Below are 21,085 nucleotides of genomic sequence, written 5' to 3'. Positions count from 1 at the left end.
ATGTCAGCGCTTAGGCATCCCAAACATCAACAAGACTTGCCAAACTCTTCTCGACTTCTGCCGACTCCTCAAAGGTTGCGATATGGAAAATAGGATCTCCTTCATGCACCAGAGGCAGCATGTTCCTGGCTATCACGATACCTTCCTCCACGGCGCTCATTGTCGCTCGATCGCCGCCATAGGATCCGCAATGCGGGCCACGACTTCATCCTTATGAACATGCGCCCCGGTTTTGCGGAGCATATGCACAATTCCGCCTTGCGATGCCCTGACCCAATAGCTTCCTTTGGCCAAGAAAGGACTGGATAGAGGACGGCCTTTAGGTTTGCGTTGTGAGGCGTTGGACAGCATCCCAATCGCATGCATCATATTTAAAGTGCCATGGACAGCAAGCTGAATGACGTTCTCATCGAATCGTAGGGCCTCGCCCCCTTCAAAAAGCAACATGGGAATGCCTCGGTCCTTCACCGCCTCCCGCAAGGAGCCATCGGGGCTGTTGGTCCGCAGAATCACAGGCATGCCGAAGGCCTGGGCCAACCGCAATGTTTCCGGATCCTCCGTGTCCGCCCGAATTTGCGGCAGATTGTAGCGATGAATAGCCGCGGTATGCCCCTCCTTTGCCCCACAGATAATCTCAAGCGGAATCGTAATGTCCGTGTGGTCGTAAAGCTTGCCTATTTCAAGCGCCAGCTTTTTACGTGTGCCGGGCTCGATCGACTGACCTGCGATGTGGAATCTTTGCGACATAAGTATGGGCTCAACTGGGGCTAGCGAAACGGCTCCGTGCAAGAGGATTATTTTCCTGCATGCTGTTCTTCGTCTACTGGGGAGAATGAGGAGTCCCGAAGAAGGACCATGGCCCAGGATCCGCTGGTTATTTTGACCAGGATAGGTGGCGCGATCCTGCACTTTTCAGCGGAATTCCGTAAGACTTCAGATCGCGTGAAGACTTGAACCTGGTGAAGACCCTGATATGATGTTGCGACATAAACAATCAGGGATCTTCATGAATTCACAATCCAAACGGGCCATCCGTTCATTCCTGGCATTTTCAAAAAACTCTTTGTCGACACAGTGGTGGAGCGCCGACCGAAGCAGCATGGGCATTGCCCCATTGCCATCCCAGGAGCCCGAAGCCCTGGTGTAAATCTATGCTGCACGTGCCTATAGGTGGAAAGGCTATTTCGCTGTTCACACATGGATAGCGATCAAGGACAAACATGCTGCCTCGTACGTGACTTATCATGTCATGGGGTACGGACGCGGGAGCACGATCATGGCCCGCGAGGATATTCCCGATCGCCGATCTGGGGCGAATTCAAAGAGGGGCCCCAAGGCCCCTCACGCGTCAAAAATATTAGGGATACAGTTGATTCAGACCATCGATATCAGTGGCTGAAAGTTCAGAAGCGTTGTTGCAATAACCCATAACAGAGTCATAGTCATAATCCTCGCTCAGGTAGACGACATTCCCACCATTACGCGCGAGTTCCCTGGTTTGACATCTTGCAGGGGCATCTGATCTGGCATGCTCATGGCGAAGACCCAGGGCATGACCAAACTCGTGGACAACAGTGCCCTGATCAAGGGGAAAGATGTACATGTTGAAGCCGGAGCCACTGTAATCACTCAGCAAGGATTCGCAAGCTGAGAACGAGGATGGACCAGGTCCGATGTGACTGCAGCCCATGACGGAGCCCTCAGAAAACGAAATCGGATTGCCCATTTTTATTCTAATGGTCGACTTTTTCGATGTTGAACCGCAGATCCCCCAACCCGTGAAACGCACGCTCTCGGTTTGGTTGTAGTTGCTCGTAATGGTCTGCTTGACTGAATCGCGGTACTTCTGCCAGTTCGCATTGCCATCCACAAAACATACTGGAATCGCACTCGGATTACTCCATGTTGCCGAAGCGTCAGCGACGCTATGCAAGTCGGATTGGCTTGATCCACAGCTTGCCATAAGAAGAGTAAGTCCAATAAGCATGAGTTGTTTCATAAGTTTGCCCTTGTGTGTGTTCTTGAACTGGCCAGCCAGCTAACAATTGCTACCATAGGTAAATCCATGTTGGAACAATTTTGTGAGGTCCGTTGGCTTAGAAAAACTAAACTCCTTGGGTCGTGTAGGTGTTGCTGGTCCAGGTATGCATGGCTAGGGGGCAGCAAACCCCTTGGGGAACACGGGAGGTAGCGTTATATGGCTTGGTATCCCAACGGGGACGGACATCTCCTCGTATGCATTGTTCTCTACGGAAAAGACCATCCCTCTATAGTTTTCCATATCGACCCCGGAGTTATCGATGTGCAAAGAAGCATTGGCACCCTTCTCAGCGGTGCAGGTTACCATGGAAAAACATGTCAGGCAGGTGGAGGCCCTGGTGGAAAAGATAGGGACTTTGTTCATCATGGGTGAAGCACCCGTGATAGGTGCCTCCGGGCGCCTACGGCATACAGCTGCGGCGTTGGCCGGCACTGAGCTGAATAAAGTCGGCAAGCCCGCAGATGAGATGTCGGTGCTGAATGTTTTGCGCGTGGATCATAGAAAAGCTCAAACACTCTTTCAGGAAATTGAGCAAGCGGATGATCCGCTGAGCCGCCATGATCTTTTTTACCAGCTGCGCGTGGACCTTCTTTCTCATATTGTGCAGGCCAAGGCCCGTATCCAGGCGCACCTGAGTCCGCATATGACGTCGATTCTTGTAGGACAAACCATGAGTTCGGATGGTCTGATATCCATTGCTCCTTAATTCGCGGAAGGCCCTGGCCTTCCATCCTTTTCCAACACCGGTCGAGGTGAAAACTCCCAAGAGCTTTTACTACTTAAAACCGCAGCCCGAGTTTTGGTTTCAATTTACGAAAATCAATATATTCTCGAACTGTGATGCCTGCACTTTCGGGAGGATTCTGTCGGTCATTCCTCCAATAAAGGAGCTAACATGACAAATCCCAGTAAAAATACTGAAATCATTCACGCGGAAAACCTCTTCTATATGAATAGTATTATTCCAGAAGACCTTGAATTTGAGTTCGCTTATGAAGACCACCAGCAAGGGACGATCACCTATGAACGCGTCCTGGTTGTGCCCATGAGCAGGAATTCACGACTGACAATTCTGAAGTATCTTGTGAATGCTGCAGACGATGAAACACTCATGCGGATCAGGCAGCGTGCAATAGGAACAGACGCCTAGGTCAGGCCATGCTCGAGCCGGGGGATGAAGAGGTCGCTTATCCCCGACCCGAGCTGGCAGCAATCAATGCGGTCTGTTGCGTAGGGACGAGAGAATCTGGTTTTTCTTCGCAAACAGGATACCCATGCCTGCAAAGATCATATTCAATAATAAATTCCGCGCGGTACATACAATACAGAAAGTCAATATAACAGGCACCACGCTTTTGATAGGTCTCAACCAAAGTGCGTATCAGCGCTTCACCGACGCCACTGATATTGCAATATTTGCTCACAGCCAGACCCCAAAGGCTGGTGCCTTTTTCTGGATCTTTAAAGATGCGGCTATATCGGGCCGTTTTATGATTCCCCTCGCCAATCGTCTGGCTGAAGAAATGCAGGTTTATATTCCCGATTACCCTGAATGCGGCTGGAGCGATAAGCCGGCCGATCCTCCTAACGTTTCGGAACTGACGGACATCATGTGCAAGTGGATGGACTCCTTGCATACCAAGCAGGCTATGTTTGTTGGGAACTCCTTGGAAAGCCAGGTTGCCATTGACCTGGCCTATCGTTATCCCGACCGTGTCGCGAGGCTGGTCCTGACCGGTGTTTCTCCAGAACCCGGCTTTCGCTTGCTACTCGGGCAGTATGGAAGGCAGCTTCTGAGCATGCAATTGGAGCCGATATCCATGAAGATGATCTACTTCATGGAATTTATGCAGACGGGGCTCCTGCGAATGATCCGTATGATACAGCGTACCTCTAACAATCCCATTGAAGAGAAGCTGCCCTACTTGACGATGCCGGTTTTAGTCATGCGAGGTAAGCGGGATATGGTGGTGTCACAAAACTGGTCTGAAAAAGTTACCGAGCTTCTGCCTCATGCCCGCCTTCAGGTCATCACAGGCAAAGCACACTCGATTGTTTATTCAGCTTACGATCAAGTGGCTGACATGACGCTTAGCTTCATGAGAGAAGAGACCACGCTTGAAGCGTCGACCGGATCGGATCAGCAGACTGAAATGTCAGGAACAGCTTCGGCGACATTGTAGCGGTAGAAAAGCGCGTGAGCGAATCGTCAGTTTGCGCGCTACCTTCCTCCTTAATTCCATCCGTTGGTTCCAGAGACTCGACCAAAAATGAGACTTAAAGTCTCAACCAAGCTCTCTGTAGGACTGATCGTATTTGCATCACGAATGTTGAATGAAAGGCAAGTGTGAAGTGGCGGACTCGACAGGAATCGAACCTGTATCACCGGCTTCGGAGGCCAGCATTCTATCCATTAAACTACGAGTCCACTTCGGGGGATCGAAGAGCACCCAAATTAAAAGATTGGAGATTTTTGTCAATAAGTTAATACCGGGGCTTCATTTCTGTCGACTCGTAAAACTCCAAGGTGGCGTGATAAGATGTCAAAAACCCCAGGGAGTTAATATATGCCAAATCCGCGCATCGAAAAACTCGATACCGGCCGGATTGCTCTGATCATGTCCGTTGCGCTGGAAGAGTTTGCCCGGCACCGCTATCGGGATGCCTCGTTCAATAGGATCATCAAAGCGAGTCAGATGGCCAAGGGCACGATGTATTACTACTTCACGTCGAAAGAGGATCTCTTTATGACCCTCTATAAAGCCACGGTGCGGGAATTCAACCGCCTTCTCCCCCTGACACGACAACTGCCGCGACAGAAACAGCATTACTGGCAGACCACACAGGAACTGCTGGAGGGATTGGAACAGACGCTTTTGCAGAAACCCGGGATCAGTCAATTTGTTTTAAACTTTCTTGTCGGTGGGGAACAGCAGGATGATCATCCGGCCCGGGCAACCGCCCTGTCAGTGGACGCCTGGCTCCAGCAATGGATCAATCAGGGCCAGCTGCTGGGGGTCCTGCGTTCGGATCTGACCGCCACCCGCCTCACGGCCATCACCTGGGGACTATGGCAGGCCATCCATCCTCTACGGACACCGGCTTCGGGTGCCGGCGATCAGTCGACTGTCATTATCGACCTTCTGCAACGTTTGCTGCGGCCTGACATGGTCAATAGCCAGAGACCGGTCCCCAGTCTCGACACCGGCGACGTGCCTGGTGACCTCAATTTTTGACGGATGTTGCCCTGCCCGCTGCGAGTGATTATAGTGGTCGGTGACCATGACACTGCGATGGAAAGAGCTGCATGCAAGCCTATCTGGATCTATTAAAAACCGTTCTCGAAAAAGGCTCCACCCGACCGGACCGCACGGGCACAGGAACACGCAGCATATTTGGCTATCAATTACGCTGCGACCTGAGTCAGGGCTTTCCTCTGCTGACCACCAAAAAAGTTCATCTGAAATCCGTCGTTCACGAACTGCTTTGGTTTTTGAGCGGCGACACCAACGTGAACTATCTGCGGGAAAATGGTGTTTCCATCTGGAATGAATGGGCCGATGAAGCGGGTGACCTAGGCCGGGTTTACGGAGCGCAGTGGCGGTCATGGCAGGCGCCGGATGGACGAACGATCGATCAGATCAGCCAGGTCATGGAAAATTTGCGGCGCGATCCCTATTCCCGTCGGCACCTGGTAGTGGCCTATAATCCTGGTGAAGTCGAAACCATGGCTTTGCCTCCCTGCCACGCCTTTTTTCAATTCTATGTGGCCGACGGTCGCCTGTCCTGCCAACTCTATCAACGCAGTGCGGATGTGTTTTTAGGTGTGCCTTTCAATATCGCCAGCTATGCGCTGCTCACCATGATGATGGCTCAGGTTCTCGACCTGGCGCCGGGTGATTTTGTTCATAGCTTTGGGGATGTGCACCTTTATAATAATCATGTGGAGCAGGCTCAGCTGCAGCTCAGCCGCAGCCCACGACCTTTGCCTGTTATGCAGATCAACCCGGCTGTGCGCGATCTCTTCCAATTCCGTTATGAAGATTTCACGCTCCAAAATTACGATCCCTATCCGGCGATCAAAGCTCCGGTGGCTATATGAAGTTTTCCCATGTCGTGGCCTGCTCCCGAAACCGTGTGATTGGCCGGGAAGGCAAACTGCCCTGGCACCTGCCCGAAGATTTGAAACTCTTTAAAAAATTAACCAGTGGCCATGTGGTGATCATGGGGCGCAAGACCTATGAATCCATCGGCCGTCCCTTGCCGCAAAGACTCTGCATTGTCGTGTCGCAGCAGAATTTGGATCTGCCGGCAGAAATCCGTCGCGCCTCAAGCCTTGAAGAAGCCCTGGACCTCTGCCAGGCGCTGGACGGTCCCTGGGGTCATGAGGCCTTTATTATTGGTGGCGGCCAGATCTATACTCAATCTCTGCCCATTGTTGATCACATCTATATGAGTGAGGTGCCTCTGGACGTCGAAGGGGACACTTGGTATCCGGAAATTGATCCGGAACGATTTGTGGTCAAAAGCCAGGAGAAGATTGATGGAGCCACGCCCTTTACCTTCACCGTCTATGAGCGCAAGTCAACGGCCGGCTGATAGCCTGCGTCTTGTGCATTGGAATATCAAGGAACTGGATACCTTGAAACTGAGCCAGCCCGAACACCTCCAGGTGCAGGCGGCGGCCGATATTCTCCAGGCCCTAGGCGCCGATCTTTTTTCCATCAACGAAGTGCACCACGATCCGACCCGTGATAATCTCGGGGCTTTTTTGGGTCACTGTGATCCGCAAAAGACCCTCCCCTACTATCGACTGTCTCCCAGCAATACTGGATTGCGCAGTGACCCTACCCGCCAAATTTTGGATCGCAGCAACTTCGGCTTTTTTCCAGGGCAATACGCAACTGGCTTTGCCAGTCGTTTCCCTTTGGAAAAAACCCTGGAGATTCAGAAACTCCGCTGGAAGGAATGGGAACCCAATATTGATCTGACGTCGTTCAATCTGGGCGGTGTCCACCCGGATGAGATTGAACTCTTCGATAAAAGTTTCACCGTGCATTGGCTGACCATCGAAGGGCGATCGCTGGCTGTCGTCTGCCTGCATACCGTACCCGCCTTTAATTTTGGTCAGGATAAAAGTCCGAATGCGCAGCGCAATCGGGCCCAGCTGGAATTTCTACGCTGGTTTCTGACGGGCGAACCACGGCCGCATCTCACGGCGCAAGGCATTGAGCCGTTGCCCCAGGATCAAGCCTTTCTCGCGATGGGTGATTTTAACTGCCCGCTGCGGGATAAGAATTGTCCGGGTGGCCCGGTTCTGCAGAGTCTACTGGCGGATCCGCGCGTTGATCCGCAACTGGCTCGGATTGCACCGACCATTCTATGGGATCTGCCGCGCCTGGATCCGACCATCACGTTTTTTGCGGATGGTTGGGATTATAATCGACTGCCGACTGAGCTGGATTATGTTCTGGTGTCGCGGGAACTCAAAATCCATAACCTGGAAGTGATCTTTGCCAACCCCGACCGCCGCATTCATGGCCTTTATGATCCGGATTCCGATCTGACTCCCCTGTTGGAAGCTCTGGCCGAACCGGGACGCAAGGTCGGACTGCAGCGCGGCATTTCGTTTGGTCGCGCCGATCAGGTGGCTGTCGTTTCGGTTGGTAAGGATTTTGCGCGTTTGCGGCTGGCAAGCGATCACCTGCCCCTGCTTCTGGATTTTTCCTGGCAGTATTAATCAGCGCTCGCAGAAAACCGGCTTATAGATGACCTGCCCATGCGCGTTGTGCTGAGCATCGAATGTAACTGTCAAAAGATCACCAAGGCGCAGAATGCGAGTAGTGACGATATCATCGCGCTTCAGCCAGGTCATGCCTCCATAGAGGTCCGGCCGACCGTCCTTGTCGATGAAAATACAACACACTGTTGAACCCTTGATTTCCAGAATCTTTGCTGTCGTACCCAACTCTGGAGATATGTCTTGCATCGGGTTCCTCCTCTGGCTCACCTTTTCGGACAATTGCGCCCCGGGCTCAAGTCGCGCGGCTAAGCCTGGAACATCCAAGCCCTTGATCGGGATCATTGTTTTAAGCTCCTAACCTAGATTCTTACATTCCCGCAAAATTCAGGGCATCCTGCTGCAAGTCACAAATTTTAAAAGAATTTGCCAAAACTGATGCCAAACATGGGCAGCGCCAGGCTCTCAAATTTTTTCAGTTCCTCGATGAGCTTCTGGTGGATGACCTGGCCCTGTTGCGCTTCCGCTTCGCTCAGATTCTGCGCATCCACATCCTCGGGACGCGTGGCTCCTGGGTTGCGCACGCGCACGGACGTTTGTACGGATGAATGGGCTTGATAGGGCTGGGACCAGCCCGAGTAAATGGAAAAAAACGTGTCGGTGGCACCGAGATCCCAACGGTAGCCAAGACTCGGTCGCCAAAGACTTTGCTCGGTGCGTGTGGAAGCCTCCCCCTGAAAAAGGGTATGAGTCAACGTGCGTGATTGCGAATCAATGATCTCCAGATGACTCTGCACCAGACTGTCAACCGTGACCAGGCGTGATTCCCAGGCCAACTTCAAAAAGAACGCCGCACCAAAGGGTCGATAGCTGGCGCCTGCACCGTGATGCGGGCCCAACTGCACGTGAAACGGCAAATCGATATCAGGACTGCGAATGATGAATCCATCGCGATCGACCAGCTTGCGGCTTTTAATACTTGCCTTGACACGGATGGGTGTGGGCCGATGAGCAAAGAGAAAAAGCGAGAACCTGGGGCTGCTCATGTACTGGAGTTCAGCTCCCAAACCTTCGGGAAATCCCAGAGGCAGTTCCAGACTCCACCTCGGTACAAAGTCTTCGGCAGGTTCCGCATAGGCGAGACCTGAGAGTCCAAGGCTCGCAATGAAAACCTGTTTGATCATGAGCCGCTCAAGTCAGAGCAGAGACTCCGGGCATCCATGTCAATGCGAAATTTTTTCAAGATAGCGCCAGGCTTTTTCCACTGTTCCGTGGCCGCAATATAAAGAATGCGGCCCTGGTTAATATCCTGACTGACCACAATCCTTCGGCTGAGCTGGAGCTTCTGCCACAGGCCGGACGTCTCGCGCCAGCCGCTTTGAATCACTATTTCCTGATAACTCTGGCCTTCGGCTTCTATGGTTTTGTGATAATCCATGACCAGGGTCGGTAGGCTGCCGCCGCCCCCGTCCACCAGCTCGGGACCAACCCGGGCCTCAAGGCGAAATGTGGTGTGATCGGGCTGCTCATGCCGGCGATAAAAGTGAAAGGCGACCAGACGCTGATCCGACTCAATCCACGACTCGGGTTCGTTCTGCTCGTGAATGACTTTCCACTGCAGATCGGACCCCAGGATTTCCTGATTCGGAATGGTTCTATAATAGGACGCTCCATCCATCGCGATACCGAGCTCAAAAAATCCCAGTTTCGTGATCTCATCCACCGCACCTGGAATGGTGGGATTGGGAACCGATGCAGCCGGTTGGATGCGGCTCAGAAAAACTGTTTCGAGAATCGCCCGCAGATCCCCATAAACTTCAAGATCAAAAATATCACGAGCACTGATAGGCACGCAGGCCCCTGCTTCGAGTTCACCCAGATAAGGCACATCCTGAGCAACATCGCGGGACGCTTGATCTTCGACAGCATCGCGGAACTGCCGGAATGCCTGGCGGATCGTCTGTCGACCATCTTCATGATAGCGTTTGATCAGGGCATCACGTCCGAGTTTTTTGATCGTATCCAGCTGCTGCAGAAAGTCTTCAACCGAGTTCCAACTCGTCATCGCACTCGTATCGATTTCACTGGTGTAGGGAAGTTGGGGCCCATCCCCCGTACTCTGAGTTCGCTCGCCAACCCGCACAACAATCGGGTGGCAAGCGTTCAGAAGGAGGGTCGCGAGAATGGGTATGGACTTGCGTCGGCTCATACCGGACCCCAGCACAATCATTATAAGGCACAGTAATGCAAGAATTTAGCCATGTTTTACGGCATGTTGCAGCGCATTTACCTCGTGGAAATAACTGACATAAAGCACGCCCTGCACATCGGGTAGGCAGTGTGGAAGAGACCAGGGATGCGACAGTGTCCAAATCCCGTCCGACACCGCTGGCGAATGCAACCCTTGATGCCAGACGCGTAACTTCGTTAAGATAGGCGCTGATTCCTGAGCGTTTTATGCAAGAGGAGGCTTTCCATGCTTATTCGCCGTCGCAGTGGTCACGATATCAAATCCTCTGAGATCACGTCAGAAGCCGTTTATCAGAATCGTCGTCACTTTTTGCAGACTGCCAGTGGAATTGCTTTGGGTTCTCTCTTGCTCCCGCTGGGTGAGGTCCTGGCCGCACCCGAAAAATACGCTTATGCCGATATTCGAGGCGTGAAACCCAATCCTAAATACCAGGACAAGGACCTGCGCAAAGCCATCACCAGGCCTGAGGATTTCAGCGCCTACAATAACTTCTATGAGTTTGGAACAGACAAGGAAGATCCCAAGCAAAATTCCAAAAGCTTTAAAACCAAACCCTGGACCGTCAAGGTCCATGGCCTTGTCAATAAACCGGCTGACTACCAGCTCGAAGATTTTCTGAAACCCTTTGACCTTGAAGATCGTATCTATCGGTTTCGCTGCGTCGAGGCCTGGTCCATGGTGGTGCCGTGGGTCGGCATTCCCTTGCACAAGATCCTCGCCCGTGCACAACCCACCAGCGCAGCGAAATATGTTCTCTTTAAAACTCTGCAGGATCCGACTCAGTTTCCCATGCAGAAGACTTCCATTTTGGAATGGCCCTATGTCGAGGGACTGCGGCTTGACGAAGCCATGCATGACCTTTCGCTTCTCACCGTTGGCGCGTATGGCAAGGTTCTGCCGAATCAGAATGGTGCCCCCTTGCGTTTGATCGTGCCTTGGAAATATGGCTATAAAAGCATAAAATCAATTGTCTCCATCGAACTCGTTAGCGCTCAACCGAAAACTTCCTGGGAAATCCGGGCGCCGGACGAATATCCTTTCTATTCGAATGTCATCCCCGAGGTCCCTCATCCACGCTGGTCGCAGAAAACGGAGCGCGTGCTAGGATCAGGTTTTTTCAGTTCCAAACAGAAAACGCTTATGTTTAACGGCTACGCTGATGCTGTGGCCTCGATTTACAGTAAGTTCGACAACAAAAAGCTCTATTAAGGACTAAGTTGCATGGGTCTTTGGTTTTTGCCGCTCTTGCTGATCAGCCTGCCCCTCTCTGCCGAAGGCCTGGGTAAAATCGAACCCAATGTCCTCGAAGGTGCCGCACAAGGCAGCACCTGGCGCGTGCTCTTTAATGGCAAGGAACAGACCGAGCTGCAGAGTGCGATTGAAAAGGAACTCGCCACCTTCGATAAGGTTTTTTCCAATTATAGGCCGGACTCGGATATCAGTCGGTTCAATCGACAAAGCAGCACGGAATGGTTTTCGGTTGATGCGGATCTGCTGAAACTCGTCGAATTCTGCCATAAGGTCAGTCTGAAGTCGCGCGGAGCCTTTGATATCACCATTGGTCCTCTGCTGCGGATCTGGGGCTTTGGTCCCTTTAAAACCAAGGATCGCAGCATCCCGACCGAGGCTGCCATTGCGGAAGCGAAAAAAGATGTCGACTTTAAAAAACTGCTGAGCCGACGTCAGCCCGCAGCTCTGAAGAAATTAAACCCCAATATCCATGTGGATCTTTCGGGCGTGGCTCAGGGATATAGCGTCGATCGTGTGGCTGCATTGCTCGATAGGAAAGGGATCATGAGCTACATGGTGGAAATCGGTGGCGAGATTAAAACCAAAGGCAAAAAGCTGAACGGCCAGCTCTGGACGCTCGGCATCGACACGCCTGACGCCACGGGTGACGTCGCAGCGGTTTTGAATCTTGAAGGCAAGGGTTTAACGACTGCCGGCGATTACCGCGAATATTTTGAAATGGATGGCAAGCGCTACAGCCATACGATTGATCCGCGCACCGGCCGCCCGGTTCAGCATGAGCTGGCGTCGGTGACAGTGATCGCCCCCATGACCTGGGAAGCCGATGCCTGGGATACCGCCTTCATGGTGCTGGGCCCCGAAGCCACGCGCAAGCAATCGGCTGACATGAAACAGCTCGCCGTTTACATGATTTTGCATCAGGGTCAGGGATTTCGCACCGAGAGCCTCGGCGGATTTACCCGATACCTTACCGAGAGCAGCAAGCGTTAGCCACGCGCTTGCGACTGCTGCCAAACTCCGCGTAACAGTAACCGCGAGGTGTGAAGGTTGGCCTCACCCCGCATTGGGCAACGCTACCTTGCGAAGGGACAGGATCAGGAATGATCACGACAGGCGGTTCGTTGTCAGGTGGTTCTGTGGAATCCCGCAAATCACTGAGCGTCCCTTCCACGGGATAATGGTCGGAGACGACCTGGGCATCGGCCAGGGGCATACTATAAGCAGTCTGGAAATTAAAGGGTTTGGCTGTACTGCTGGCACGCGGCAGATTCCCGAAGGCCAACACGCGATCATAGGTGCAGGATGTGTTCGCCACAGTGGTATCGGATCCTTCCGGGACCAGAGCCGTGGATTTATCGCCGAAAAAGTCAAAGCCCTTGTTCGGATTGTAATAACTGCAGTCCGCATTGAGATCTCCGACGATGAAGATATTGCGGCTGCCCAATTTCTGTTTCGCTTCATTGTAAACAGGCGGCAGCGCGTTGAGTTCGGTCGTAACATCCGATGGGGAGGTGTGAATGCCGATCATGGTGAAGGAATCGCCGCCAAAGCGGAATCGGGCGACATAAGGTTCGCGCTCAAACAGGTCACGCGTATCATTCCATACATAAGCCTGATCCGGCATCACCTTATCGGGATTGTAAAGGTAGGCGTACTGTTCCTTGGAGTTCGTCCGGCCCAGGCGTTCGCTGACAATGATTTGATAATTTTTGGAACTTTGTTGATTGAGTCGGTTGAGCAGTTCGTAGATGGCAGTGTCGTCGGAGTCGCGGATTTCCATGATAAAGACGAGGTCATAGCGGTCGAGGATGCGAAGCAGGGTCGAGACGGCGGCGGCTTTCTTCATCTTGGACTGGCCGAAGATTTGGATATTGAAAGACGCCATGCGAAGGGGCGAGTCGGCCGCTCTTGCTCCTCCGCCGGGACTCCAGCACAGGAAGAGGAGGCATAAACTCAAAAATAAAGGGACTGGCCCTGCTCGCAACACGGGTCTCATCTGGACTCCTGCTTCGAATTTTTCGATGGGTGACATCTACTCATAATCCTGTATCTGGTCAATAGTTTCTACAAGGATCACCTACGTCATTTTGGGGTATAGCATATGCTGGAGTCTCGCCTTGTCACAGGATTGGTCCTTTGGATCTTTCTTTGGATGATCGGATTTTCTTTGAATGCTTTGATGTTACGTGGGGGCATGGCCTTGCACGGCAGCTATCAAACCAGCGTTATGCTGGGTCTTCGCGACTTGCTTTTGCTGGGGATAAGCCTCGTGGTGTGGCGCCGCTGGTTCCCGACCCGTTGGGCGGAACAAAACTGGCGGCTATCTCATTTGGATAAGATCTTCGCTCTGATTGCGCTGCTCGTCACGGTTCTTTACTATCAGCGCCTTGGGGTTATAGGGGAACAGAATTCACCCAGCGTTATGATCCTGCAACAGCTGCAGTACCGGACGCCGCCGAGGATTGTGACATTGATTTCGTTTCAGCAAATCCTGACGACCTATTTTTTGCTGGACCTGGTCCGTGAGCGTTGGGGCGATCGGCAAGGAATCGTGATAGCCGCGCTCATCTTTGCGTTCAGTCATGTCTTCGGTGTGTTGATCGACAATCCGCCGATATTTGCGCTGACTGTGACTCTGGGAAGTTTCGTGGGCCTCATGTTTTGGGGCACCGCGCGCGTGCGCTGGCGATCCCCGTGGACACCTTTTTTTACCCACTATCTTTTTTATTTAGGCGCGTTGCTGGGCAAGGCTTGGGGTTGGCTTTAATTGAGCCATCAGTGTCTCCAGACGCTTGTCCTTATCCTGATAAAGTTTGAGCAGCCAGGCGGAGCGCCCTTCGGCATCAGCTGGCAGCGATTCAATCGGATAGCGTTTCACTTCGACTGTCACTTGTGTGCCTTGACCCGAGAGCACATTCCACAGCGTGGGTGCCCGATGGGGATAGGCAATGGTGAGATCATAGACGGCGTGCAGGTGACCTTCCAGTCCCTCAAGCGTCGCAAGGAAACCACGTACACGAGGAATCAGCACATGGTGGGGAATGGGCTGTTGATTCTTGCGCGCAAATTCCTGGGCTGCAGCCAGCTTGCCAGGTTTTATCCGGGTGCCTTCGGGATAGATGTTCACCCAAACTGGAACGCGGTCCTTCCGAAACCGGCGGAGCTGTTCCAGAACGCGCGTCCGATCTTCGGACCAGTTCCGTTTCATAAAGATACACTCCAAAAACACCATGCCCCAGCCAGGCCCAGGCACCCATTTCAGAGCGTCCTTCACAAAAAATTTCATGTCCCCGAGTCGATTGCAGGTGCGTCCCACAATCAACTGCACGACGATATCCACCGCACTTTGATGATTGGCCAGCACCAGCGCATTTTCATGATGCGGCAATCGATCACCGATAATATCAACCGATAGGCCACCGAACGTTTGGGCCATAAAGCCGACATAGGACCAATAATAATTGGCCCAAAAATTGTTATAGCGTCGAAACAATTTCAGACTGAATGGCTTCCACAGGATGCTTAATGTTTGGAAAGCATTGATGATGAGCAGGGGGACGAATATAAAAACACTAAATAAGACAGCTCGAATGAAGCTCATATAGGACGCCTCCGGCGTGAACCCAGGAAAGCGTCCATCCTACCACACGGATGGGAACTGACGAAGACAGGCAGTTGTGCGGAGTGCCCCCTGCCCTGGTTTTACAGCGTAGTCCCGCGTAATCCGAACAGATAGAACTGCGTGTCGATCTTCCACTTCGGGGTGTTGTAGGTTTCCCAGGTATCGCTGGTGCCGAACTTATCCGTTGTAAAGACTTGATACGAAGGGGTACCGGTCACCTGACGGCTGCCTGCCCCTACAAATAATTGGAGGCCGGGGCGAAATGTATAATTCACCTGAGCGGTCAGCTCTTTAACGCTCAAACGCGATCGTTCCATTTTTGTATCGAGGCATTTCTGCTCCCCTGCACACGCCACAGGAAAGGCTGTGGAATTATCGCCTTTCGTGAAACTAAAGCCTTCGCCTTGAAAGCCTGCCACCGAGAAACCAAACATGGCATCGGGAAAGAGATGCAGTTCAGCCACGGGACCGCGATAGTCGAAATTGGTTTTGCTGGCACCAGCCTTGGTCCAATTTTTTTCTGCGGTGTAAAAACCGACCTTTTGATAACCCACGGTCAAACCCACGAAACCGATGCGCACAAGCTGAAAGCCAGCCTTGATCCGCAAGGCGCTGTAAGATTCTTTATTCCGCCATTCGCCTTTATCGACCATCAGGTCCCCATGCACTGCCGCGTTCACGCCATTGACAAAGAGGGTTTTGTTATTGGCCAGGACGGGCGCGCTGCACATCAGCAACACGGTGAGCGCGAGCAAATTCTTACCTAAGGTCATCATCTTACATTCTCCCTTCAGCAGTGTCCGGTCGGCATGTTGTTGCAAAGAGCGAGCCTCACCTTGGACGCACAAGTCATTGGAATTGCATGCCGCCGGTAATCCAGGGCTGATACCCTGGATTACACTGTCGACGGTTGCGACATTGTTACTTGGAAATTCGTGACTTAAGCAAGAAGAGAAACCGTTACCGACTATTTCAATCCGGTGAATTTTTTCAGCCGGTCGCCCCAGGTGGACTTGCCATCCGAGTCCAAAGTTACGCCAGGGTCTTTCATCGCACCGTCATCGTTGGTGCCTTCGGGCCGCCCACCGCCGCGACCGCGACCGCCGCGTCGGCGCCGCTTCTTGAATTTTTTCTGGGCATGATGGTTTGGATTGGACGACTCTTCACTCAATTTTGGGAAGTCGGACCATTCAAACGTATAGACTTCATCCGCGAGAGAAATCAGGTCGCGATGCACGGTATTGGCATGTCCGCACCAGAGCGATACGGTCACACCATGTTCCTTGGCAGCTTCCACCGCGGGCACAAAATCACTATCGCCTGCCACCAGCACAGCATGCTGAATATGGCCAGCGGCGGCGTGTCGAACAAGGTCGACAGACAAAAGGACGTCCACGCGTTTTTGTTCATAATACTCGCGTTGGCCTTCCCAGCGTTTCTGCAACTTGCCTAGACGAATGGCCCAACGACCTAAACTCAAAAGATTTTCGACAAAGGTCTTATGGACCTCCATACGCTTCAATTCATCTTCTGTGGGTTCAGGTGACATGTAGGGGGCACAGTCATAGTAATAGCAACGAAGCAGATCGAGCGGAAAGGATGTGCGCAGGGGATTTAGAAAATAATCAGCCATGTCAGCATAGTCAGGTTCGATCTTATGCATTTTGAACTGAGTTCTCACATAGGCCCCATCGATAAAGATAGCGGCTCTCAAAAGTACCTCCTTGGTTCCGTACCACGTTGATCCATGCGGGTACGCGTCATACAGGCTGTATGGTATCAGCCTCAATCCCAGCATTCATACACGAAAGTGCCAGGACCTTCAAACCCGCCTCGCGATCATAGCACGATTCCGAAGAATCGGGAGCGAAGGCTTAAGGAAGCTCAAGGCAGCACTCGTGCCCGGAGTCGATCGTTATCTTAAGGCAGCTCTCGTGCCCGAAGCCGATCGTCATCTTAAGGCAGTGTCTCCTGCCATTTGGAAATAAACTTCTCGGCCCCCTGCTTGATCGCATCCAGGCGGTTGGACTGAATCCGTTCGATCACATCCACCAGATAATGAGCCGCGACGATGCGCGGGATAAACACATAGGACGCGCCCTGCGCATACATTTGCCGAGCGGCGTCGATCGTTTCGGCCGTTACGATATGCATGGCCTGGGGAGCGAGGTCCTGCAGGGTGCGTAGCAGTTTCAGGTTACTCGTGCCTTTGAACAGGTGATCCGGCACCGTGGAAATAATGATCGCAGCCTTATCCAGGTGCAGGTGCCGCAGCGTTTCACTGTGAGCCACATCACCATAAACCGCCTGAACATTCCGTTCATGCAGCTTAGCCAGAGTTTCCGGGTTATAATCCACGACCAGCACATCCTGTAGAAACGTTTGGGTATGACGCCGGGTCAATTCTTCCAGAAAGGAACTGGCCTCGCGATAAAAGCCAAGGAGCACGATCCGCGGCACCTTACGTTCCGCCTCATCAGTTTGTTCTTTCACCGGCTCAGGCTCCCGGATCCGCAGCTTTTCAAACCAGGGGCTCAGAAAGTTATGGATCACATGAACCTTGGGCATCAGCACCGACGAGATCAGAAAGCTGGCCACCAGAGTTAAAATACAAGCCGAAAGAAAATCACGCGGCACATGCCCGAGACTCACGCCCAGCGTGGCCAGGACCAGGGAAAATTCCGACATCTGCCCGAGGTTGATCGCCGGCACAAGACTGCCTCGTGAACCATAACCAAGAATAAACAAAACCGGTGACACGGTCAGCAGGCGGCTGAAGATCACAAAGAATGTCAGCCAACCGGCAAGCGTGATGACACCCATACTGGGACTTGGGATTTGCATCCCTAAAGCCACAAAAAACAGGGTGATAAAAAAATCCCGGAGGCTGGTGATCTTGGCCGCGATATCGGTGTGATAAGGAAACGCCGCAATACTGATACCTGCGACCAGCGCTCCCATCTCCCGGGACAGTTGCATCCAACCGGCCAGGCCACTGATTCCAAAACACCAGCCCATGGCCGCCACGAGCACCAGCTCCGGCTGCTTGCCAATCCTCTGAAAAACATGAGGCAGGACATAGCGCGCCGCGAGCCAGCTGGCACTGATCAAAAACACGGCTTTCGCCAGCGAGAGAAAAATCGTGTCCGCAGCTAGCTGATCGAGGTTAGGCTGCAAGGCCAGAAAACTGATCGCCCAAAGGTCCTGCAAAACCAAAATACCCAGGGTGATGCGCGAGGTCATCAGATCGAGTTCCAGGCGATCGCTCAGAACCTTGACCACGACCAACGTGGAGGAAAGGGACCCGGCGATCGCCAGATAAGTAAGCGTATAATCGTTGCCGCGGTTCTGATAACCAAGGAGATAGAACATACCTAGAGCCAGACCCGTACAACCTGCAAATTGAGTGACCCCGTTGATCAGCACGGCCCGGCCCGCCCGCATGAGTTTCCGCAGGTCGATCTCAAGTCCGAGGATGAACATCAGCAGCACGAGGCCGATTTCTGACAGCGTGGCAATACTTTGGGGGTCGCGCACCAGCCCTAAACCCAGGCTCGGGCCGAGGATCAGACCGGCGGCGAGATAAGCCAAAACCAAGGGCAATCGCAGCAGATAAGCCGGCAGCCCGAGCGCGGCCGCACCCAGGATCGATAAAGCAACATCAGTGACCAGCGAATGATTATCCATAGAGGTCTAAGGCCTTTTGTTCGCGTCGCGGTACGCGGCTTCGCGCGTCCTGACATTTTTCTGAATATCGTAGTAGAACAGAGCGTAATCATCGAGGTGATAGTTGCCGTTCTGGGCAATCATGAGATTCGCATCCACATCATCCACCAAAAGAGCGCCCCGTTCGCAACGTGCTTTGATTTTCAGCCCTTCATGTTTACGTAAATGGGCGCCTTGGTGCTGATCCGTGCTGGTTCCAACACCATCAGCCTTCCAGGACACTGGATTCACGCAAACAAAATCGCCAGCCACACTATGATAGCCTGATTCGGATGGCCAGACAGCATGCTTCCGGTAGTTTTCGGGATTCAGCGTCTCTTTGAGCGTGGACCAGCCGACCAGGCAACCTGTGGCTTCAGGACGGTCACAGATCGGAATCTGCGGCATGAACGTGTCCAGGCTTTCCCGATGCAGAGGCATACCAACCAGGTACGCGACCAGGAGCTGATTTTGAATCGGGGTCCCGGCGATCCGTTCATGGAGCAAGCGCAATCCATGTTCCGTTCCCTGGCTGTGAGCTGCAATCACAAAGGGCTCCCCTGGGTTGACATCCAAAAGAAATTGATCAAACGCCCGCCGGACATCGGAGTAAGCCAAGGATCGCGCCTGATACCCACTTTTGGTTTGCCAGAATGAAGCCAGCGTTGCCTGACGGTAATGAGGAGCAAACACACGGCAGCACGTGAGGAAAAGCGAAGCCTGTTCCCGTCGGGTCCACTCAAACCGTTCCGTGGCAGCGATATCACCAGGTGCCTCATTCCACCGAATGGGACTGCGGAGCGTCGTGGGATGTATCCAAAAAACCTGTAGACCTTGAGCCGGATCACTCAGGTTTTCCTTGGCTGGATGCATGGCCCAAAATTTTAGATCCTGATAGTCTGGCGCCGGCGGCAGGTGATCGGGATCAAAATCCACAATCGGCGTGATGAGTAAATAGAAAAGCTGAAACCGATAACTGTATCCGAATGCAATCAATAGAAGCATAACAGCAGGAAGAATCCATTTGCGCCAATTCAAGAGCAGCCCCTCACTTCGATTCAATCACCTATTTTACGGCACTTTCACCCAAATGCCCAACGCTCTTCCCGGATCTTGCCGAGGCTGCGATGCTCGCGTGTCTTTTCGTTTTCATTTAGCATTTCGAAACAAATACACGAAAACCTCTATTCTTTCAGGTTTATGCAACACGGAAAAACAAGTTGACCATTGGGATGCGACTTGAATACTGTGTGTGAAGACGCTACGCACAATTTGCAATTGGGAGAGACGTGATGAGTGTTTCAATCACTAGATGGACGCTACTTTCCGGCTTCATTGTCAGCATATCATGGGGCTGTGGGCAACCAGCCACGGATACATCGGATTTGATGATACGTGGTGGACAGGAGGTGAAAGCCGATGACCAGAGCATAGTTCGTCGATCCACTGTGGCTTTGACCACCGACTTTGTGAAAGACAAGGCGACCACGCCTTCCCTTTTGGACGAAGGACACTCATTCTGCAGCGGGACCATTGTCGGTCCGCGCTTGATCGTCACCGCAGCCCACTGCGTTCAGGAGCTGATCAACAATAAGGATAAAGGCGGCACGCTCCTGCCCAAAGCTGAAAACTTCGTGGTGCACTTTGATGCGAAAATATCGGCCAACGGCACTTATATCCGAGCCGAGAAGGTCATTCCGCATCCTGATTGGAACCCATCACAGACTTTGTCGCCATTTCCTTTCAGCAAACCCAATGACATCGGGGTTGTGATTCTATCTGAGGATATCCCGGACAGCATGCTGCCTGTGAAAATTGCCGATCCCGGCATCGCCGTCAATGGCAAGACCGCTGTGCTTGCAGGTTTTGGGATCACCAAGGATCGCAATACCAACGACACCGGCATACTCAGGACGATTGCTTCAACCTTTTCTGCCGAAAACGGGAAGATTGCGCGCGTCACGCATGGCACCTGGTTCAAAGGTATCTGCGCCGGTGACTCCGGTGGCCCCGCCTACTTTGAAGTGGATGGCGAGCTGCAGCTGGTCGGTGCTGCCTCCACCGGCGCAGAAATTCCCTTCCTGGGTTGCGCAGGCACCAACAGCAACTCGACCGACATTCGCTATTATAAGGATTGGATTCAGAGTGTGAGTCCCTAGGGAAATCTCAGCGTAGCCTGCATGCCCCGTTTGGGGCATGCGGCACTTTTCCAAGCTTTACGGCGTAATCAAATCGATCGTCAGCTGATAAACATGCTCGTGGGGGACCGTAAGAGACTCGCGATAGATATCCTGCAGAAGATGCAGATACTTGATTTTAAGCTCTTTCTTGCGCTCCGGATGCGAAATAAACCACCAGTTATACATAAATTCATCGATATGACGCTGCTTGAGTTTATTGTGGGAAACCTTCAGCCGTCCCTGAATGTTGCGAATACGCTCCGCCGGTGAATTCTCCGGCGGAAACACCGACGAC

The 21,085-nt window shown here is 52.6% G+C and carries 25 protein-coding genes and 1 tRNA gene; 12 read left to right on the top strand and 14 right to left on the bottom strand.

Going from position 1 to position 21,085, the window contains the following annotated elements; genetic code table 11:
* Positions 1 to 10: 10 nt before the first annotated feature.
* Positions 11 to 136 carry a hypothetical protein gene (locus tag VE954_RS10070; protein ID WP_324952255.1) on the bottom strand — a complete coding sequence of 42 codons (126 nt, stop codon included), beginning with the start codon at positions 134 to 136 and terminating at the stop codon, positions 11 to 13.
* Between the two features lie 20 nt (positions 137 to 156).
* Positions 157 to 747: a succinylglutamate desuccinylase/aspartoacylase family protein gene (locus tag VE954_RS10065; protein WP_324952253.1), complete on the bottom strand. Its 591-nt coding sequence runs from the start codon at positions 745 to 747 to the stop codon at positions 157 to 159.
* A 400-nt stretch (positions 748 to 1,147) separates the two neighbouring features.
* Between VE954_RS10065 and VE954_RS44185 the strand changes: the two genes are divergently transcribed.
* A complete protein-coding gene (locus VE954_RS44185) occupies positions 1,148 to 1,399 on the top strand; it encodes a DUF3750 domain-containing protein (protein WP_414698991.1) in 252 nt (83 codons plus the stop codon).
* On the opposite strand, the gene VE954_RS10060 is transcribed toward VE954_RS44185, so the two are convergent.
* Positions 1,358 to 1,999 carry a M12 family metallopeptidase gene (locus tag VE954_RS10060; protein WP_324952251.1) on the bottom strand — a complete coding sequence of 214 codons (642 nt, stop codon included), beginning with the start codon at positions 1,997 to 1,999 and terminating at the stop codon, positions 1,358 to 1,360. The two genes, VE954_RS44185 and VE954_RS10060, sit on opposite strands and share 42 nt — an antisense overlap.
* 301 nt (positions 2,000 to 2,300) lie before the next feature.
* Here VE954_RS10060 and VE954_RS10055 point away from each other — a divergent pair, with 301 nt between their 5' ends.
* The 3 genes from VE954_RS10055 to VE954_RS10045 all read left to right on the top strand — a co-directional run bounded on the left by VE954_RS10055 (position 2,301) and on the right by VE954_RS10045 (position 4,224).
* Complete coding sequence (locus VE954_RS10055; RefSeq protein WP_324952249.1) at positions 2,301 to 2,747, top strand: hypothetical protein; 447 nt, start codon at positions 2,301 to 2,303, stop codon at positions 2,745 to 2,747.
* A gap of 189 nt (positions 2,748 to 2,936) precedes the next feature.
* Positions 2,937 to 3,191 carry a hypothetical protein gene (locus VE954_RS10050; RefSeq protein WP_324952247.1) on the top strand — a complete coding sequence of 85 codons (255 nt, stop codon included), beginning with the start codon at positions 2,937 to 2,939 and terminating at the stop codon, positions 3,189 to 3,191.
* A 124-nt stretch (positions 3,192 to 3,315) separates the two neighbouring features.
* Positions 3,316 to 4,224 (top strand): alpha/beta hydrolase, encoded by a 909-nt coding sequence (locus VE954_RS10045; RefSeq protein WP_324952245.1) that lies wholly within the window; start codon positions 3,316 to 3,318, stop codon positions 4,222 to 4,224.
* 170 nt (positions 4,225 to 4,394) lie between these two features.
* On the opposite strand, the gene VE954_RS10040 is transcribed toward VE954_RS10045, so the two are convergent.
* Positions 4,395 to 4,469, bottom strand: a tRNA-Arg gene (locus VE954_RS10040).
* Positions 4,470 to 4,608: 139 nt separating this feature from the next.
* On the opposite strand from VE954_RS10040, the gene VE954_RS10035 reads away from it, so the two are divergent.
* The 4 genes from VE954_RS10035 (at position 4,609) to VE954_RS10020 (ending at position 7,781) form a co-directional block, all read left to right on the top strand.
* Entirely contained in the window at positions 4,609 to 5,277 is a 669-nt protein-coding gene (locus VE954_RS10035; protein WP_324952243.1) for a TetR/AcrR family transcriptional regulator, read from the top strand.
* 71 nt (positions 5,278 to 5,348) lie between these two features.
* Positions 5,349 to 6,143 carry a thymidylate synthase gene (locus VE954_RS10030; protein ID WP_324952241.1) on the top strand — a complete coding sequence of 265 codons (795 nt, stop codon included), beginning with the start codon at positions 5,349 to 5,351 and terminating at the stop codon, positions 6,141 to 6,143.
* Positions 6,140 to 6,640 (top strand): dihydrofolate reductase, encoded by a 501-nt coding sequence (locus tag VE954_RS10025; protein ID WP_324952239.1) that lies wholly within the window; start codon positions 6,140 to 6,142, stop codon positions 6,638 to 6,640. The genes VE954_RS10030 and VE954_RS10025 overlap by 4 nt, the downstream gene beginning before the upstream one ends.
* Positions 6,585 to 7,781, top strand: coding sequence for an endonuclease/exonuclease/phosphatase family protein (locus VE954_RS10020; RefSeq protein ID WP_324952237.1), 1,197 nt, complete (start codon positions 6,585 to 6,587; stop codon positions 7,779 to 7,781). Before VE954_RS10025 ends, VE954_RS10020 begins: the two co-directional genes overlap by 56 nt.
* On the opposite strand, the gene VE954_RS10015 is transcribed toward VE954_RS10020, so the two are convergent.
* The 3 genes from VE954_RS10015 to VE954_RS10005 form a co-directional block, all read right to left on the bottom strand.
* Positions 7,782 to 8,030, bottom strand: a complete 249-nt coding sequence (locus VE954_RS10015; protein WP_324952236.1) for a hypothetical protein — start codon at positions 8,028 to 8,030, stop codon at positions 7,782 to 7,784.
* A 167-nt stretch (positions 8,031 to 8,197) separates the two neighbouring features.
* The gene (locus tag VE954_RS10010; protein ID WP_324952235.1) at positions 8,198 to 8,965 is read right to left on the bottom strand and encodes a hypothetical protein; all 768 of its coding nucleotides are present in this window, start codon (positions 8,963 to 8,965) and stop codon (positions 8,198 to 8,200) included.
* Positions 8,962 to 9,990, bottom strand: a complete 1,029-nt coding sequence (locus VE954_RS10005) for a hypothetical protein (RefSeq protein ID WP_324952233.1) — start codon at positions 9,988 to 9,990, stop codon at positions 8,962 to 8,964. The genes VE954_RS10010 and VE954_RS10005 overlap by 4 nt, the downstream gene beginning before the upstream one ends.
* A gap of 267 nt (positions 9,991 to 10,257) precedes the next feature.
* Between VE954_RS10005 and msrP the strand changes: the two genes are divergently transcribed.
* Positions 10,258 to 11,241, top strand: a complete 984-nt coding sequence (gene msrP, locus VE954_RS10000) for a protein-methionine-sulfoxide reductase catalytic subunit MsrP (protein WP_324952231.1) — start codon at positions 10,258 to 10,260, stop codon at positions 11,239 to 11,241.
* Between the two features lie 12 nt (positions 11,242 to 11,253).
* Positions 11,254 to 12,273: an FAD:protein FMN transferase gene (locus VE954_RS09995; RefSeq protein WP_324952229.1), complete on the top strand. Its 1,020-nt coding sequence runs from the start codon at positions 11,254 to 11,256 to the stop codon at positions 12,271 to 12,273.
* On the opposite strand, the gene VE954_RS09990 is transcribed toward VE954_RS09995, so the two are convergent.
* Entirely contained in the window at positions 12,251 to 13,279 is a 1,029-nt protein-coding gene (locus VE954_RS09990; protein WP_324952227.1) for an endonuclease/exonuclease/phosphatase family protein, read from the bottom strand. The two genes, VE954_RS09995 and VE954_RS09990, sit on opposite strands and share 23 nt — an antisense overlap.
* Before the next feature lie 105 nt (positions 13,280 to 13,384).
* On the opposite strand from VE954_RS09990, the gene VE954_RS09985 reads away from it, so the two are divergent.
* Positions 13,385 to 14,050 carry a type II CAAX prenyl endopeptidase Rce1 family protein gene (locus VE954_RS09985; RefSeq protein WP_324952225.1) on the top strand — a complete coding sequence of 222 codons (666 nt, stop codon included), beginning with the start codon at positions 13,385 to 13,387 and terminating at the stop codon, positions 14,048 to 14,050.
* Here the strand turns inward: VE954_RS09985 and VE954_RS09980 are convergent.
* The 5 genes from VE954_RS09980 to VE954_RS09960 form a co-directional block, all read right to left on the bottom strand.
* Positions 14,012 to 14,884 (bottom strand): lysophospholipid acyltransferase family protein, encoded by an 873-nt coding sequence (locus tag VE954_RS09980; RefSeq protein WP_324952223.1) that lies wholly within the window; start codon positions 14,882 to 14,884, stop codon positions 14,012 to 14,014. The two genes, VE954_RS09985 and VE954_RS09980, sit on opposite strands and share 39 nt — an antisense overlap.
* Before the next feature lie 101 nt (positions 14,885 to 14,985).
* Complete coding sequence (locus tag VE954_RS09975) at positions 14,986 to 15,681, bottom strand: hypothetical protein (protein ID WP_324952221.1); 696 nt, start codon at positions 15,679 to 15,681, stop codon at positions 14,986 to 14,988.
* 191 nt (positions 15,682 to 15,872) lie between these two features.
* Positions 15,873 to 16,619 (bottom strand): NYN domain-containing protein, encoded by a 747-nt coding sequence (locus VE954_RS09970; protein ID WP_324952219.1) that lies wholly within the window; start codon positions 16,617 to 16,619, stop codon positions 15,873 to 15,875.
* Positions 16,620 to 16,861: 242 nt separating this feature from the next.
* A complete protein-coding gene (locus tag VE954_RS09965; RefSeq protein WP_324952217.1) occupies positions 16,862 to 18,592 on the bottom strand; it encodes a cation:proton antiporter in 1,731 nt (576 codons plus the stop codon).
* 6 nt (positions 18,593 to 18,598) lie between these two features.
* The gene (locus VE954_RS09960; RefSeq protein ID WP_324952215.1) at positions 18,599 to 19,648 is read right to left on the bottom strand and encodes a DUF3089 domain-containing protein; all 1,050 of its coding nucleotides are present in this window, start codon (positions 19,646 to 19,648) and stop codon (positions 18,599 to 18,601) included.
* Between the two features lie 254 nt (positions 19,649 to 19,902).
* On the opposite strand from VE954_RS09960, the gene VE954_RS09955 reads away from it, so the two are divergent.
* Positions 19,903 to 20,769, top strand: a complete 867-nt coding sequence (locus VE954_RS09955; RefSeq protein ID WP_324952213.1) for a S1 family peptidase — start codon at positions 19,903 to 19,905, stop codon at positions 20,767 to 20,769.
* Positions 20,770 to 20,826: 57 nt separating this feature from the next.
* Here VE954_RS09955 and VE954_RS09950 read toward each other — a convergent pair.
* The coding region (locus VE954_RS09950) for a hypothetical protein (protein ID WP_324952211.1) at positions 20,827 to 21,085 on the bottom strand (259 nt) is incomplete at its 5' end.

It is taken from the genome of Oligoflexus sp. (genome assembly GCF_035638955.1).
Taxonomy (GTDB): Bacteria; Bdellovibrionota_B; Oligoflexia; order Oligoflexales; family Oligoflexaceae; genus Oligoflexus.
This window is presented reverse-complemented; position numbering and strand designations above follow the sequence as displayed.

What these genes read in the sequence shown, in the direction of transcription:
- VE954_RS10065 (WP_324952253.1), bottom strand. Translation starts at nt 747, where the DNA reads ATGTCGCAAAGATTCCACATCGCAGGTCAGTCGATCGAGCCCGGCACA.
- VE954_RS10060 (WP_324952251.1), bottom strand. Translation starts at nt 1,999, where the DNA reads ATGAAACAACTCATGCTTATTGGACTTACTCTTCTTATGGCAAGCTGT.
- VE954_RS10055 (WP_324952249.1), top strand. Translation starts at nt 2,301, where the DNA reads ATGTGCAAAGAAGCATTGGCACCCTTCTCAGCGGTGCAGGTTACCATG.
- VE954_RS10050 (WP_324952247.1), top strand. Translation starts at nt 2,937, where the DNA reads ATGACAAATCCCAGTAAAAATACTGAAATCATTCACGCGGAAAACCTC.
- VE954_RS10045 (WP_324952245.1), top strand. Translation starts at nt 3,316, where the DNA reads ATGCCTGCAAAGATCATATTCAATAATAAATTCCGCGCGGTACATACA.
- VE954_RS10035 (WP_324952243.1), top strand. Translation starts at nt 4,609, where the DNA reads ATGCCAAATCCGCGCATCGAAAAACTCGATACCGGCCGGATTGCTCTG.
- VE954_RS10030 (WP_324952241.1), top strand. Translation starts at nt 5,349, where the DNA reads ATGCAAGCCTATCTGGATCTATTAAAAACCGTTCTCGAAAAAGGCTCC.
- VE954_RS10025 (WP_324952239.1), top strand. Translation starts at nt 6,140, where the DNA reads ATGAAGTTTTCCCATGTCGTGGCCTGCTCCCGAAACCGTGTGATTGGC.
- VE954_RS10020 (WP_324952237.1), top strand. Translation starts at nt 6,585, where the DNA reads ATGGAGCCACGCCCTTTACCTTCACCGTCTATGAGCGCAAGTCAACGG.
- VE954_RS10015 (WP_324952236.1), bottom strand. Translation starts at nt 8,030, where the DNA reads ATGCAAGACATATCTCCAGAGTTGGGTACGACAGCAAAGATTCTGGAA.
- VE954_RS10010 (WP_324952235.1), bottom strand. Translation starts at nt 8,965, where the DNA reads ATGATCAAACAGGTTTTCATTGCGAGCCTTGGACTCTCAGGTCTCGCC.
- VE954_RS10005 (WP_324952233.1), bottom strand. Translation starts at nt 9,990, where the DNA reads ATGAGCCGACGCAAGTCCATACCCATTCTCGCGACCCTCCTTCTGAAC.
- msrP (WP_324952231.1), top strand. Translation starts at nt 10,258, where the DNA reads ATGCTTATTCGCCGTCGCAGTGGTCACGATATCAAATCCTCTGAGATC.
- VE954_RS09995 (WP_324952229.1), top strand. Translation starts at nt 11,254, where the DNA reads ATGGGTCTTTGGTTTTTGCCGCTCTTGCTGATCAGCCTGCCCCTCTCT.
- VE954_RS09990 (WP_324952227.1), bottom strand. Translation starts at nt 13,279, where the DNA reads ATGAGACCCGTGTTGCGAGCAGGGCCAGTCCCTTTATTTTTGAGTTTA.
- VE954_RS09985 (WP_324952225.1), top strand. Translation starts at nt 13,385, where the DNA reads ATGCTGGAGTCTCGCCTTGTCACAGGATTGGTCCTTTGGATCTTTCTT.
- VE954_RS09980 (WP_324952223.1), bottom strand. Translation starts at nt 14,884, where the DNA reads ATGAGCTTCATTCGAGCTGTCTTATTTAGTGTTTTTATATTCGTCCCC.
- VE954_RS09975 (WP_324952221.1), bottom strand. Translation starts at nt 15,681, where the DNA reads ATGATGACCTTAGGTAAGAATTTGCTCGCGCTCACCGTGTTGCTGATG.
- VE954_RS09965 (WP_324952217.1), bottom strand. Translation starts at nt 18,592, where the DNA reads ATGGATAATCATTCGCTGGTCACTGATGTTGCTTTATCGATCCTGGGT.
- VE954_RS09955 (WP_324952213.1), top strand. Translation starts at nt 19,903, where the DNA reads ATGAGTGTTTCAATCACTAGATGGACGCTACTTTCCGGCTTCATTGTC.